Annotated in this window: 15 protein-coding genes and 1 pseudogene; 14 read left to right on the top strand and 2 right to left on the bottom strand. The window is 71.2% G+C overall.

Features of this window, described 5'->3' with window-relative positions; translation table 11 throughout:
* From HMPREF3159_RS01960 to HMPREF3159_RS01900, 13 genes and pseudogenes are all read left to right on the top strand, one after another.
* Positions 1-484: pseudogene (locus HMPREF3159_RS01960) on the top strand (peptide chain release factor N(5)-glutamine methyltransferase); the annotation flags it as partial.
* Complete coding sequence (locus tag HMPREF3159_RS01955; RefSeq protein ID WP_070499443.1) at positions 481-1,527, top strand: L-threonylcarbamoyladenylate synthase; 1,047 nt, start codon at positions 481-483, stop codon at positions 1,525-1,527. The pseudogene HMPREF3159_RS01960 and the gene HMPREF3159_RS01955, both read left to right, overlap by 4 nt.
* Positions 1,524-2,648 carry a glycosyltransferase family 4 protein gene (locus tag HMPREF3159_RS01950; RefSeq protein WP_010549600.1) on the top strand — a complete coding sequence of 375 codons (1,125 nt, stop codon included), beginning with the start codon at positions 1,524-1,526 and terminating at the stop codon, positions 2,646-2,648. The genes HMPREF3159_RS01955 and HMPREF3159_RS01950 overlap by 4 nt, the downstream gene beginning before the upstream one ends.
* The gene (locus HMPREF3159_RS01945) at positions 2,632-3,111 is read left to right on the top strand and encodes a Cg1360 family ATP-synthase-associated protein (protein WP_070499442.1); all 480 of its coding nucleotides are present in this window, start codon (positions 2,632-2,634) and stop codon (positions 3,109-3,111) included. Before HMPREF3159_RS01950 ends, HMPREF3159_RS01945 begins: the two co-directional genes overlap by 17 nt.
* Positions 3,112-3,244: 133 nt before the next feature.
* A complete protein-coding gene (gene atpB, locus HMPREF3159_RS01940) occupies positions 3,245-4,141 on the top strand; it encodes a F0F1 ATP synthase subunit A (protein WP_010549598.1) in 897 nt (298 codons plus the stop codon).
* Positions 4,142-4,251: 110 nt separating this feature from the next.
* Positions 4,252-4,479 carry an ATP synthase F0 subunit C gene (gene atpE, locus HMPREF3159_RS01935; protein ID WP_010549597.1) on the top strand — a complete coding sequence of 76 codons (228 nt, stop codon included), beginning with the start codon at positions 4,252-4,254 and terminating at the stop codon, positions 4,477-4,479.
* A 10-nt stretch (positions 4,480-4,489) separates the two neighbouring features.
* Positions 4,490-5,035: a F0F1 ATP synthase subunit B gene (locus HMPREF3159_RS01930; RefSeq protein WP_070499441.1), complete on the top strand. Its 546-nt coding sequence runs from the start codon at positions 4,490-4,492 to the stop codon at positions 5,033-5,035.
* Positions 5,036-5,044: 9 nt separating this feature from the next.
* Positions 5,045-5,857, top strand: coding sequence for a F0F1 ATP synthase subunit delta (locus HMPREF3159_RS01925; protein WP_070499440.1), 813 nt, complete (start codon positions 5,045-5,047; stop codon positions 5,855-5,857).
* Positions 5,858-5,940: 83 nt separating this feature from the next.
* Positions 5,941-7,566 (top strand): F0F1 ATP synthase subunit alpha, encoded by a 1,626-nt coding sequence (atpA, locus tag HMPREF3159_RS01920; RefSeq protein WP_070499439.1) that lies wholly within the window; start codon positions 5,941-5,943, stop codon positions 7,564-7,566.
* A gap of 72 nt (positions 7,567-7,638) precedes the next feature.
* Positions 7,639-8,553 (top strand): F0F1 ATP synthase subunit gamma, encoded by a 915-nt coding sequence (locus tag HMPREF3159_RS01915; RefSeq protein ID WP_070499437.1) that lies wholly within the window; start codon positions 7,639-7,641, stop codon positions 8,551-8,553.
* Positions 8,554-8,615: 62 nt separating this feature from the next.
* Positions 8,616-10,088 (top strand): F0F1 ATP synthase subunit beta, encoded by a 1,473-nt coding sequence (atpD, locus tag HMPREF3159_RS01910; protein WP_070499435.1) that lies wholly within the window; start codon positions 8,616-8,618, stop codon positions 10,086-10,088.
* Positions 10,085-10,366, top strand: a complete 282-nt coding sequence (locus tag HMPREF3159_RS01905) for a F0F1 ATP synthase subunit epsilon (RefSeq protein ID WP_070499434.1) — start codon at positions 10,085-10,087, stop codon at positions 10,364-10,366. Before atpD ends, HMPREF3159_RS01905 begins: the two co-directional genes overlap by 4 nt.
* Positions 10,367-10,383: 17 nt before the next feature.
* Positions 10,384-10,833: a DUF2550 family protein gene (locus HMPREF3159_RS01900; protein ID WP_070499432.1), complete on the top strand. Its 450-nt coding sequence runs from the start codon at positions 10,384-10,386 to the stop codon at positions 10,831-10,833.
* Between the two features lie 86 nt (positions 10,834-10,919).
* Here the strand turns inward: HMPREF3159_RS01900 and HMPREF3159_RS01895 are convergent, their stop codons facing one another.
* Both HMPREF3159_RS01895 and nucS read right to left on the bottom strand, forming a co-directional pair.
* Entirely contained in the window at positions 10,920-12,158 is a 1,239-nt protein-coding gene (locus HMPREF3159_RS01895; protein ID WP_070499430.1) for an N-acetylglucosamine-6-phosphate deacetylase, read from the bottom strand.
* 34 nt (positions 12,159-12,192) lie between these two features.
* Complete coding sequence (gene nucS / locus HMPREF3159_RS01890) at positions 12,193-12,900, bottom strand: endonuclease NucS (protein WP_010549588.1); 708 nt, start codon at positions 12,898-12,900, stop codon at positions 12,193-12,195.
* A gap of 232 nt (positions 12,901-13,132) precedes the next feature.
* On the opposite strand from nucS, the gene HMPREF3159_RS01885 reads away from it, so the two are divergent.
* The coding region (locus HMPREF3159_RS01885; RefSeq protein ID WP_070499428.1) for a hypothetical protein at positions 13,133-13,850 on the top strand (718 nt) is incomplete at its 3' end.

Genomic DNA, 13,850 nt, shown 5'->3' with positions numbered 1-13,850 from the left:
CGTGCTGGCGGTCGAGGTCGACGGCGCCGCCGCGGAGCTCGCCGCCGAGAACCTCGAGCTCGCCGGTCCCGGCCGCGGCCGGGTGCTGCACGCCGACCTGCTGGGGGAGGTCCCGGAGCTCGCCGCGGCGGCCCCCGTCGACGCCGTCCTCTCGAACCCGCCCTACATCCCCGCCGGCGCCGTGCCCCAGGACCCCGAGGTCCTCGCGCACGACCCGCACCGCGCCCTCTTCGGCGGGGGAGAGGACGGTCTCGCGGTCCCGTGCGCCGTCGTGGCCTGGGCGGCGCGGCTGCTGCGGCCCGGCGGCCTGCTCGTGATGGAGCACGCCGACGTGCAGGGCGGGGCGACGCGCGCCCTCGCCCGCGACCACGGCGGCTTCGAGGGGATCCTCACGGTCCCTGACCTCACCGGACGCGACCGCTTCCTGATCGCGCGCCGTCGTGCATCGGAGTCGCAGGACGGACATGCGAGACTGTCACGGTGAGCGTGCACGACACCCAGAACCCAGAAACCCGCGAGGAGGCCCTCGCCGCCGCCGTCGACGCCGTGCGGGGCGGTGGTCTCATCGTCCTGCCGACCGACACCGTCTACGGGATCGGCGCCGATGCGTTCACCCCGCAGGCCGTGCAGGACCTGCTCGAGGCGAAGGGTCGCGGCCGCGACACCCCGCCGCCCGTGCTGATAGGCGACCACGCCGTGCTGATGGCGCTGGCGACCGACCTGCCCGAGTACGTCGAGGACCTCGCCGAGGCGCTCTGGCCCGGTGCGCTGACCATCATCCTCACCGCCCAGCCCTCGCTCACCTGGGACCTGGGCGAGACCCGCGGCACCGTCGCCCTGCGCATGCCGGAGGACGAGACCGCCCTCGAGCTGCTGCGCCGCACCGGCCCGCTCGCCGTCTCCAGCGCGAACCGCCACGGCAAGCCGGCGGCGACCTCCGTGCTCGACGCCGCGACCCAGCTCGGCGACGCGGTCGAGGTGTACCTCGACGGGGGCGCCGCCCGGATCGGCGCGAGCTCCACGATCCTCGACGCCACCGTCACGCCTGCCGAGATCGTGCGCGAGGGCGCCATCACGAAGCAGCAGATCATCGACGTGGTCGGCGACATCTTCACTGCCTCCGAGCCCGAGCCCTCCGAGGAGGAGGCCGAGGACGCGGCGGGGGAGCAGGGCGACGACGGCGAGCACGGGACCTCGACGGCGAGCGCCGAGGGCGCCTCCGACGCCGCGCCCGCCGGCGAGGCCGACGGGGACGCCCCCTCCGTCCTCGACCTCCCCTCCGAGCCCGAGCTCGAGAGCGTCCCGCAGGGCCCGGCCGAGACGCCGCTGGCCGCTACCGGCGAGGACACCGCCGCGCCGTCGGACGTCGCGCCCTCCACCTCCGAGCCCTCGACCGCTGAGGCCTCGACCGCCGGATCGGACTCCGGGTCCCCGGTCTCCGAGCCCTCGACCTCCGGGTCGACGGCCGCCGCGCCGGAGGGCCGGCCGGACGACGGCCCCGCCCGCCCGGAGCACATGCCCGGGTGAGGATCTACCTGTTCCTGCTGCTGCTCGCGGCGGCGGTCACCTTCCTGGTGACGCCCGCGGTGCGGCTGCTGGCCCGGCGCGCCGGGGCGATGACCGCGGTGCGGGAGCGCGACGTCCACGACGCCGTCACCCCGCGCCTGGGAGGGCTGGCGATGCTCACCGGCGTGGTCGCCGCGATGCTGATCGCGAGCAACGTGCCCTTCCTCGAAGGGCTCTTCCACGATTCCCGCCAGCCCTGGGCCATTCTCTCCGCCGCGGCGCTGGTGTGTCTGCTCGGCGCGGCCGACGACCGCTGGGACCTCGACTGGATGACCAAGCTCGCCGGCCAGGTGCTCGCCGCGCTGCTGCTCGCCTGGCAGGGGGTGAGCCTGGTGACCCTCCCGATCAACGGCATGACCGTCCTGTCGGGGCGCGCGGCGCTGATCCTCACGGTCCTCGTGGTGGTGGTCAGCATGAACGCCGTGAACTTCGTCGACGGCCTGGACGGCCTCGCCGCCGGCGTGATGGCGATCGGCGGCTCCGCCTTCTTCTACTACGCGTACATGCTCACGCGCGACACCTCGGCCTCCGACTACTCCTCGCTCGCCGCACTGCTGACTGCCGTGATGATCGGGGCCTGTCTGGGCTTCCTGCCGCACAACCTCACGCGCGCCCGGATCTTCATGGGGGACTCGGGCTCGATGCTGCTGGGCCTGCTGCTCGCGGCCTCCACGATCGCCGTCACCGGCCAGGTCGACCCCGTTACCCTCTCCGGCGCAGACTTCTTCGGTCAGTTCCTGCCGATCCTGCTGCCGATCGGCGTGATGGTGATCCCCATCCTCGACTTCGGCCTCGCCGTGGTGCGACGGATCGGCTCGGGGAAGTCCCCCTTCCACGCCGACAAGGCGCACCTGCACCACCGCCTGCTGGGCCTGGGGCACTCCAAGCGCACCGCGGTGCTGATCATGTACACCTGGACGATCGTGATCTGCGTGGGCCTGCTGCTCCCGCTGATGGCCCCGCGGCACGTGGTCGGGATCTTCTGGGCGATCGGGATGCTCCTGGCCGTCCTGCTCACCTTCGACCCGCTCAGATGGCGGCCCGGCCGCCACCGGAAGGACTCCGATGCCCGCTCAGCCTGAGACCCCCGCCTCCTCGAGCCCGCGCTCCCCGCGGCGCGCCGCGAGCGACCGCTCCATGCAGCGCGCGACGCTGATCGCCGCCGGCGTCGGCCTGGTCGCCGATCTCGTCCTGCTCGCGATCGCGGCGATCCGCCCCGAGAGCGCCGCCCTGCTCGGCGCGCTGGTGGGCACCGGGCTCACCCTGGCGATCGTCCTCCCGACCGTCGCGATCACCTTCGCCGGGCCCCGCCTCACCCCGGTGAGCATGGCCGCGACCGTGCTGGGCTCCTGGGCGGTCAAGATGTTCGCTGTGATCCTGGTCCTACTGCTGGTCAGGGACGTCGAGTCCGTCTCGAGCACATGGATCGGGCTCGCACTGCTGGTCGGTGCGGTCTCGGCCGTCCTCGTCGAGGCCGTGGTGCTGGCCCGCACTCGGCAACCGCTCGATGTGGACCCTGCCGGGAGCCCCGACGAGCACTCCTAGGACCCATGCCGGAAGGCGATCCTCTGTTATGCTTCACGAGGTGTTCGAGCGCTGATCACGGTGCATAACCGGGAGCGGGCCGAGCACTGATCGACCAGCCGGGCCGCCCCGTCCACGTCCATCGTTGGACACCATGGAGGCCGCATCCGGGACGGCACCGATCGAGAATGACACCGAGGCACGGCACCCCGCTGTCGGCCCCAGACCACGGGAGATCGAGCTGAACACCGCAGACCTCAGCCCCACGCTGCACGCCGAGGACGACTCGTTCTTCCACATCCCGACGCTGGGTGAGTTCTTCCCCGACGCGATCCTCTTCGAAGGCACCGTCTTCGAGTTCAACCGGGTCCAGCTCGTGCGTCTCATCGTGCTTGCGGCCGTGCTCATCTTCATGTGCATCGTCGCCTCGCGCGCAAAGCTGGTCCCCGGCCGGGTCCAGAGTGCGGTCGAGCTCGTCATCGACTTCGTCAACAACAACATCATCGCGAACACGCTGGGCCTGAAGGACGGCAAGCGCTTCGCCCCGATGCTGATCACGATGTTCGTGTTCATCCTGTCGATGAACCTCGCCGGAGTCGTCCCCGGCCTCAACCTCGCCGGGACCTCGGTCATCGGCCTGCCGCTGCTGATGGCGCTGTGGACGTTCGTGACCTACGTGGGCGCCGGCATCCGCAAGCACGGCTTCCTCGGCTACCTCCGCGCCGAGACGATGCCCCCCGGCATCCCGTGGCCGATCTACATCCTGCTGATCCCGATCGAGCTGCTCCAGGTCGTCGTGATCCGCTGGGCCTCACTGACCATCCGACTGCTGGCGAACATGGTCGCCGGGCACATGATGATCGTGGTGTTCATCGGCATGACCCACGCGCTGCTGTTCTCGGGCGACTGGCTGATCGCGATCTCGCCCTTCGCCGGCGCGATGGCGATCGGGATCTACGGATTCGAGATCTTCGTGGCCGCGCTGCAGGCCTTCATCTTCACGATGCTGACCGCCGTGTACATCCAGCTCGCCACCTCCGACGAGCACTGACCCCCGCTGCGGCGGCAGGTCACCCGGCCCCGCCGAGCGGTCCCCGACCTTCCCGACCCCCAAAAACCTGATCGTCGCCCCCAGCGCGGCACAACGAAAGGAAACACCCCATGGAGTCCACCATCCTCGCTGAGGTGACCGGCAACATCGCGACCCTCGGATACGGCCTCGCCGCGATCGGCCCGGGCATCGGCCTCGGCATCCTCGTCGGCAAGACCGCCGAGGCGCAGGCCCGTCAGCCCGAGATGCGCTCGCAGCTGCAGACCACCATGCTGATCGGTGTGGCGTTCACCGAGATCCTCGCGCTGCTGGCGATCGTCACCGGCCTGATCTTCTGAGGCAGAGTCGATGATTCTTGCCGAAGGAGCAGACACCGTACCCGGCTGGCGGCTGCTCATCCCGCTCCCGGAGGAGATCGTCTGGTCGGCGATCTTCCTGCTGATCTTCGCGGGCGTCTTCATGAAGTTCGTGCTCCCGCGCATGAACGCCGTGCTCGACGAGCGCAGCGAGAAGATCGAGGGCGGCATCCGCCATGCGGAGCAGGTCCAGGAGCAGGCTGACCAACTCAGGAACGACCAGGAGCAGGAGCTCGCGGCGGCGCGTCAGGAAGCCGCTGCGATCCGCGAGAAGGCGCGCGCCGACGGCCAGAAGATCGTCGACGAGGCCCGTGCCCGTGCCGAGGCGGAGAGCGAGCGCGTGCTCACCGCGGGTCGTCAGCAGCTGAGCGCCGAGCGGATCTCCGCCGCGGCCGAGCTGCGCGGCGAGGTGGGAACCCTCGCCAGCGATCTCGCCTCGAAGATCGTCGGGGAGTCCCTCACCGACGACGAGCGCTCCCGCCGTGTGATCGACCGGTTCCTGGACGACCTCGAGTCGAGCCAGACCACCACCCGATAAGGACCCGTGATGCGAGGAACCTCCTCCACCTCCTTCGCCGAGGTGCTCCGACAGGCAGAGGCCGCCCCCGCGGCCGACGCCGTGCCGGACACCGAGGCCGAGGAGCTGTTCTCGATGGCCGATGCCATCGACTCCAGCAATCAGCTGGTGCGCATGCTCTCCGATGCCGGCCGCCCCGCGGCCGTCAAGGAGGCCGCCGTGCGCTCGCTGTTCGAAGGCCGGGTCGGGCCCCGCACCCTCGAGCTCGCGCTCGAGGTCGTGCGGCGACGCTGGTCCGAGCAGGAGGACATCCTCGACGCCCTCGAGCTGCTCGGGGTCTCGACCCTCCTCGACCTCGCCCTGCGCGAGGGAGTGCTGGAGCAGATCGAGGGGGAGCTCTTCCAAGCCTCCCGCCTGATCGACGGCAGCGGGGACCTCACCTCGGCCCTCGACGGGGCTCGGGACGAGCCCGCTCGTCGGGCGGTGCTGCTGCGCCGGCTGCTGGAGGGCCGCGTGCACTCGCTCACGGTCATCCTCGCGGCGCGCGCGGTCGGACGTCGCAGCGAGCTCAAGCCGGCCCGTCGTGTCGAGGAGTTCGCGCGGTTCGCCGCGGACCGTCGCCGGCGCGCCTTCGCGGAGGTCGCCAGCGCCGTCCCGCTGAACGAATCGCAGCAGGCCCGCCTCTCCGCGGTCCTGGCCGGCATCTACGGCCGTGAGGTGCAGCTGAACCTCCAGGTCGACCCGGAGGTCGTCGGCGGGCTCCGGATCCAGGTCGGCGACGACCTCTACGACGCCACCGTGCTGGCCAGGCTCTCGCGGGCCCGGTCCTCGCTCGTGGCCTGAACCAGCCCTCGACGCCCCGGCGTCCCCCAGCACTGACCAGACACTCCCCATCGCGGGGAGACCGAGAGGAAGCGAAGCACCAGATGGCGGAGCTCACGATCAGCCCGGAGGAGATCCGGAACGCCCTGGACACCGCAGTGTCCACCTACCAGGCAGGCGCCACCGAGCGCGAGGAGATCGGTCGCGTCAGCGAGGCGGCCGACGGCATCGCGCGCGTCGAGGGCCTCCCGAACGTCATGGCCAACGAGCTCGTCCGCTTCGAGGACGGCACCCTCGGCCTCGCCCTGAACCTCGAGCTGCGCGAGGTCGGCGTCGTCGTCCTCGGCGAGTTCGCCGGCATCGAGGAGGGCCAGCAGGTCCGCCGCACCGGCCAGGTGCTCTCCGTCCCGGTCGGCGACGGCTACCTCGGCCGCGTGGTCGACCCCGTCGGCGCCCCCATCGACGGCCTCGGAGAGATCGAGACCGTCGGCCGACGTGCCCTCGAGCTGCAGGCGCCCACGGTCATGCAGCGCAAGGCCGTCAAGGAGCCGATGCAGACCGGTCTGAAGGCCATCGACGCGATGACCCCGATCGGCCGCGGCCAGCGTCAGCTCATCATCGGCGACCGCCAGACCGGCAAGACCGCGATCGGCATCGACACGATCCTGAACCAGAAGGCCAACTGGGAGTCCGGCGACCCCTCGAAGCAGGTCCGCTGCATCTACGTCGCCGTCGGCCAGAAGGGCTCGACCATCGCCTCCGTGCGCGCCACCCTCGAGGAGGCCGGCGCGCTGGAGTACACCACGATCGTCGCCGCCCCCGCCTCGGACCCCGCGGGCTTCAAGTACATCGCCCCCTACACCGGCTCGGCCATCGGCCAGCACTGGATGTACGAGGGCAAGCACGTCCTGATCGTCTTCGACGACCTCTCGAAGCAGGCCGAGGCCTACCGCGCCGTGTCGCTGCTGCTGCGCCGCCCGCCGGGCCGCGAGGCGTACCCCGGCGACGTGTTCTACCTGCACTCCCGCCTCCTCGAGCGCTGCGCCAAGCTCAGCGACGAGATGGGCGGCGGCTCGATGACCGGCCTGCCGATCATCGAGACCAAGGCGAACGACGTCTCGGCGTACATCCCGACCAACGTCATCTCGATCACCGACGGCCAGTGCTTCCTGCAGTCGGACCTGTTCAACGCGAACCAGCGCCCGGCGGTCGACGTCGGCATCTCGGTCTCCCGCGTCGGCGGCTCCGCGCAGACGAAGGCCATGAAGGCGGTCTCGGGCACCCTGAAGCTCTCGCTCGCGCAGTTCCGCGACCTCGAGGCCTTCGCGATGTTCGCCTCCGACCTCGACGCGGCCTCGAAGCAGCAGCTGCACCGCGGCGCTCGCCTGATGGAGCTGCTCAAGCAGTCGCAGTACTCGCCCTTCCCGATGGAGGAGCAGGTCGTCTCGATCTGGGCGGGCACCAAGGGCAAGTTCGACGACGTCGAGGTCGAGGACGTCCGCGACTTCGAGGCCCAGCTGCTGGAGCACCTGCGCCACAACGGCGGCGTGCTCGAGACCATCCGCACCACCGGCAAGTTCGAGTCCTCGACCGAGGAGGAGCTCTCGAGCATCCTCGACCAGGTCAAGCAGGACTTCCTGGCCGGGAAGGGCGAGGGCGCCGGGCGCACCGACGAGAACGGGCGCATGGACGCCGGCGAGATCGAGCAGGAGCAGATCGTCCGAGGCTGATGCAAGCTGCCGCCGTCCCGCACGGGGCGGCGGCACCCGCCGGCCACGCACCGATCTCGCACGAGGAGAGCAATGGGAGCCCAGCAGAGGGTATACAAGCAGAGGATCCGCTCCGCCCAGGGGATGAAGAAGATCTTCAAGGCCAAGGAGATGGTCGCGGCCTCGCGCATCGCCAAGGCGCACGCCAGGGTGGAGGCGACCACGCCTTACGCCGAGGCGCTCACCCGCGCGATCGGCTCGGTGGCGACGCACTCCACGGAGATCTCGCACCCGTTCCTGGACAGCGAGCGGCACGAGACCGGCCGCGTCGGCATCCTGATGATCACCGCGGACCGAGGCATGACCGGCCCCTACTCGCACAACGTGATCCGGGCCGCCGAGCAGCTGGCCAACACGCTGCGCGACGAGGGCAAGACCCCCGTGATGTACGTCGTCGGCCTCAAGGGCGAGTCGTACTACCGGTTCCGCAACCGGCCCCCGCACCGCGCGTGGACGCCGTACAAGGAGAACGAGATCCCGGAGCTCGGGCGGGAGATCGCCTCGGTGCTCACGGAGGACCTCCTCACCGAGGACCCTGAGGTCCACCTCGATGAGATGTACGTGGTCGGCACCCGCTTCGAGTCCCGGTTCCTCCAGCGCACCACGTCCGTCCGCATGGTGCCGATGGGCCTGGTCGAGGCGGGCGCCGAGCAGGAGGCGCCCACCTACCCGCTCTACGAGTTCGTGCCGGATGCGGACTCGGTGATCGAGGAGCTGCTGCCGCGCTACATCCGCTCGCGCATCACCAACATCCTGCTGCAGGCGATGGCCTCCGAGCACGCCTCCACGCAGCGTGCGATGAAGACCGCGACCGACAACGCCCAGACGCAGATCGACAAGTTCACCCGGCTGGCGAACTCCGCCCGCCAGGCGGAGATCACCCAGGAGATCACGGAGATCGTCGGCGGCGCCGACGCGCTCTCGGGATCCGGCCGCACCGAACGCTGAGACATCCGCCGACACATTGTGGCCGACCCCGCCCCAGCGTCGGCTCGACATGGAGAGAACACATGACCACCACCACTGACAGCCAGGCCCCCGTCGCCTCGGCGCCGACCGCCACCGGGCGCGTCGCGCGCGTCACCGGCGCCGTCGTCGACATCGAGTTCCCCCCGGGGAACATCCCCGACCTGTACAACGCGCTGACCATCGAGATCGAGGACACCGGCTCGGGCCTCGAGGCGTCGACCCTGACCCTCGAGACCGCCCAGCACCTCGGCGACGGCATGGTCCGCGGCATCGCGCTGAAGCCCACCGACGGCGTGGTCCGCGGCCAGGCCGTGACCGACACCGGCGCCCCGATCTCCGTGCCGGTCGGCGACGCGACCCTCGGCACCGTGTTCGACGTGATCGGCACCCCGCTGAACAAGCCCGCCGATCAGCTGCAGATCTCCGAGCGCTGGCCCATCCACCGCAAGGCCCCGAACTTCGACCAGCTCGAGTCGGCCACCCAGATGTTCGAGACCGGCATCAAGTCGATCGACCTGCTCACCCCCTACGTCAAGGGTGGCAAGATCGGCCTGTTCGGCGGCGCGGGCGTGGGCAAGACGGTGCTCATCCAGGAGATGATCTACCGCGTGGCCAACAACCACGACGGCGTGTCGGTCTTCGCGGGCGTCGGCGAGCGCACCCGTGAGGGCTGGGACCTCATCGAGGAGATGACCGAGTCCGGCGTCATCGAGAAGACCGCCCTGGTCTTCGGCCAGATGGACGAGCCGCCGGGCACCCGTCTGCGCGTCGCGCTCTCGGCCCTGACCATGGCCGAGTACTTCCGCGACGAGCAGGCGCAGGACGTGCTGCTGTTCATCGACAACATCTTCCGCTTCACCCAGGCGGGCTCCGAGGTCTCCACCCTGCTGGGCCGCATGCCCTCCGCGGTGGGCTACCAGCCGAACCTGGCCGACGAGATGGGCGTGCTCCAGGAGCGCATCACCTCGACCCGCGGCCACTCGATCACCTCGATGCAGGCGATCTACGTCCCGGCCGACGACTACACCGACCCGGCCCCGGCGACGACCTTCGCCCACCTCGACGCCACCACGGAGCTCTCGCGAGAGATCGCCTCGCGGGGCCTCTACCCGGCGATCGATCCGCTGGCCTCGACCTCGCGGATCCTCGACCCCCGCTACGTGGGCCAGGACCATTACGACACCGCGGTGCGCGTGAAGCAGATCCTCCAGCGCAACAAGGAGCTGCAGGACATCATCGCGATGCTGGGCGTGGACGAGCTGTCCGAGGAGGACAAGGTCATCGTCTCGCGCGCACGTCGCATCCAGCAGTTCCTCTCGCAGAACACCCACCTCGCCAAGCAGTTCACCGGCGTGGACGGCTCGGACGTCCCCATGAAGGACACCATCGAGGGCTTCAAGGGCATCTGCGACGGCGAGTTCGACCACATCACCGAGTCGGCCTTCTTCAACGTGGGCGGCATCGACATGGTGCTGGAGAACCAGCACCGCATCGACAAGGAGCTCGGCGCGTGAGTGCGCTCGAGGTCACCTTCGTCACCGCCGACCGGACCGTCTGGACCGGGCAGGCCTCGCAGGTCGTCGTGCCCGCCATCGACGGCTCGATGGGCATCCTGCCGCAGATGCAGCCGACGCTCGCGATCCTCGGCGACGGCGTCATCCGGATCCACGACCTGGACGGCCACGTCGACGAGCGCTTCGTGTCGGGCGGCTTCGTCTCCGTGGACTCCGACGTCGTGACCATCGGCGTCGACGATGCGGAGGCCCAGGCGCCGCACGCCGACCGGATCTGAGCGGCGGCGCATCGCAGATGGACGACAAGGGCATCCCGATCCTCCTGGTGGGGGTCGGGATGCTCGTCGTTCTGGTGGTGCTCGCAGTGCTGCTGGTCGCCCAGCGCCAGGTGCTGGGCTCGCGCACCCGGGGTGCCTTCGAGTGCTCGCTGCAACGGCGGGGGATCGTGGGCGGTGAGCGTTGGCAGCACGGCATGATGCGCTTCGGCACCGACCGCCTGCGCTGGTTCCGTGCGTTCTCGGTGCGGATCGGTCCCGAGGTCGTGATCCGCCGCGGTGAGATCGTCGAGGTGCACCGGCGCCGGCTCCCGGCCCGTGTCGAGGGCGGCCAGGAGGCCTACCTGCTCGCCTTCACCCTGCGCGACCGCCGCGAGGTCCACGCGATCGTCGACCTCGTCCCGGGTGCGGCGCTGAACTCCTGGCTCGAGGCCGCGCCGACGGGGCTCGTCATCGGCGACGCGGACTGAGCCGAGCGGTCGGCGACGGGCCGGGCGGACTCGGGCGGCGCCGGGCCCGGACCACCGGGCTGGACGGAGCCCCGGCAGGCCCGGCCTCAGACCTCTCGGCCGCCCCGCAGCACCGTGACCGGGCGCAGCGCCCGGTCCACCATCAGCACATCGGCCCGTCGACCGGCGGCGAGGCACCCGATCTCGTCCTCGAGCCCCAGCACCCGGGCAGGGACGGTCGAGGCCGCGCGGACTGCGGTGACCAGCTCGACGCCCGCCTCGAGCACGGCAAGGCGCAGCACCTCGACGAGGTGCGCGGTCCCGCCCGCGATCGCCCCGCCCTCGGTGAGCGTGGCGACGCCCTCCTCGACGGTGACGTCGAGCGCGCCGAGCCGGTAGCGGCCGTCGGCCATCCCGGCGGCGGCCATCGCGTCGGTGACCAGCACGACGCTGTCCTCGGCGGCGATCGAGAAGACGTGCGCGACGGTGCGCGCATCGAGGTGCACGCCGTCGGCGATCACCTCGACCACCATCTCCCCGCGCGAGGCGGCATCGAGCGCCGCGAGGGCCGGGCCCGGGTCGCGGTGGTGGATCGGGCGCATGCCGTTGAAGAGATGGGTCGCCGTGGGCAGCGGGGAGCGCCCGCGGCGGCGACGCAGCGCCGCGATCGAGCGGTCGACGGCGCGGGTCATCTCCGCGCTGCCGCCGTCGGTGTGCCCCAGGGAGGGGACGGCGCCGCTGCCCGCGAGCGCGTCGATCACCTCGTCGGCCCCGGCGGCCTCGGGGGCGACGGTCATCGTCGCGAGAGCGCCGCCGGCGATCTCGGCGAGCTCGCGCACCAGCGCCGGGTCGCCGTCGGTGAGATGGGCGGGGTTCTGCGCCCCGCGGCGGGCCTCCGAGAGGAAGGGACCCTCGAGGTGGATCGCGGCGATCTCCCCGTCGCGATGGAGCGCGGCGAGCTGGGCGACCTTCTCGCGCAGCGTCGCGGCGTCGGCGGTGACGAGGGAGGCGACGAGGGAGGTGGTGCCATGCCGGCGGTGCTCGAGGACCGCGGCGAGCATCTCCTCGGCGCCCTCGGAGTCGGGGAAGGAGGCGCCGCCGCCGCCGTGGCAGTGCAGGTCCACCAGCCCCGGCAGGACCAGACCGTCGTGCTCGAGGACGCGGCTGTCCTCGGGAAGGAGCTCGGCGGGCGCGCGGGCGGCGGGGCCGGCCCAGAGGATCCGCTCCCCGGCGCAGAGCACCAGGGCGTCGGGGACCAGCCCCTGCTCGAGCACGGCGGTGCCGCGCAGGGCGAGATCCGCGGTCGGCGCGGAGAGGTCGGTCGGCACGGGCACGTCGGTGGGCATGCGCACTCCCGGGGTGGGACGGAGGGAACGGGGCTCAGAACAGGCGCGACTCCGCGTCGTCGATGCCGCGCAGGGCGTCGTAGTCGAGGGTGACGCAGTCGATGCCGCGGTCGCCGGCCAGCACCTTCGCCTGCGGCTTGATGGCCTGGGCGGCGAAGATGCCGCGCACGGGGGCGAGCAGCGGGTCGCGGTTCAGCAGGTCGAGATAGCGGGTGAGCTGCTCGACGCCGTCGATCTCGCCACGGCGCTTGATCTCGATCGCGACGGTGCCGCCGTTCTCGTCGCGGGCGAGGATGTCCACGGGGCCGATCGCGGTGAAGTACTCGCGGCGCACCAGCGACCAGCCGTCGCCGAGCGTCTCGATGTTCTCGGCGAGGAGCGCCTGCAGATGCGCCTCCACGCCGTCCTTCTGCAGGCCGGGGTCGACGCCGAGCTCGTGAGAGGAGTCCTCGAGCACCTCGTGCAGCCGCACCCGGAGGCGATCGCCGGACTTGTCGTGGACCACGTCCCACTGCTCGATCCAGTCGCCCTCGGGATCGGACTCCGCCTCGGCGTCGTCGCGGCGCGAGGTGGTCAGCGTGCAGGGCGGGCTCATCCAGTTCAGGGGTTTGTAGCTCCCGCCGTCGGAGTGCACGAGCACGCTTCCGTCGGCCTTGACGATCAGGAGTCGGGGAGCGAGCGGCAGGTGGGCGGTGAGTCGACCGGTGTAGTCGACGGAGCAGCGGGCAACGACGAGACGCACCCCGACAGGGTACGACACCTGCGGCGGGCCTCTGCCGACGCGGCGGGGCGCGCCGGGAGCCGGGACGGGGGAGCGGCCCGGCGCCGACGAGAGGGCGATGAGAGGGGGGTGAGAGGTGCTTCACCCCGGGTGCCCATGCTCACGGGGGCCTGGTCGCCGACGCGCCGTGCTCGTATCGTGGAGCGGTCCCGTGTCCGGGGCCTGGCGGCCCCCATCGAAGGAGCAATCCACCGTGCAACGACTCCTGGCCGTCCTGCTGGTCCTGATCGGACTGATCGGGCTCGTGCTCGGCCGTCTGGGCGAGACCACCTGGGCCCCCGAGACCGAGACCACCGCCACGGCGACCCTGGAGGATCCGGGTCCCGCCGTCGTGATCGACCCGGGCGTGCTCTACGTGGGCGGAGAGGAGGGGGAGGTCGTGATCGAGGGCGCCTCCGACGTCTCCGTGATCACCGCCTCGAACAGCGACATCGACGCCTATCTCGAGGGCGTCCACCACACCCGCGTCACCGGCGCCTCCGACTGGAGCACGTTGAGCACCGAGGACGTCGAGCCCGACGGCGCCGCGGAGATCTCCGACCCGACCGGCTCGGACCTCTGGCGCTCCGTGGACACCTCCGCCAGCCCCTACACCCTGGACATCGGCGAGTTCTGGGCCGCGGAGAACGGCGAGAACGAGCAGGTCTACCGCTCCCTGCTGATCGTCACCGACGGCACCGCCGCCGGCGCCGACAAGATCTCGATCACCTGGCCGGTGGACGACGAGAACGAGTGGGTGCCCTACGCCTACGCCGGCGGCGCCGCGATCGCCGTGATCGGCCTGGTGCTCCTGGTCGTCTCGATCGGCCGCCGCGGCGACGAGGACGAGCTGCTCGAGGAGCCCCAGGAGGCGCGCTCGAGCGAGGCGCGCACGTCGCTCGCCACGGGCGGCGCCGCAGCCGGGGCCGCGG

This window comes from Brachybacterium sp. HMSC06H03 (genome assembly GCF_001807385.1).
In the GTDB taxonomy this organism is placed as follows: Bacteria; Actinomycetota; Actinomycetes; order Actinomycetales; family Dermabacteraceae; genus Brachybacterium; species Brachybacterium conglomeratum.
Note: the sequence above shows the minus strand (reverse complement) of the source record. Positions and strands in the feature narration are given on the sequence as shown.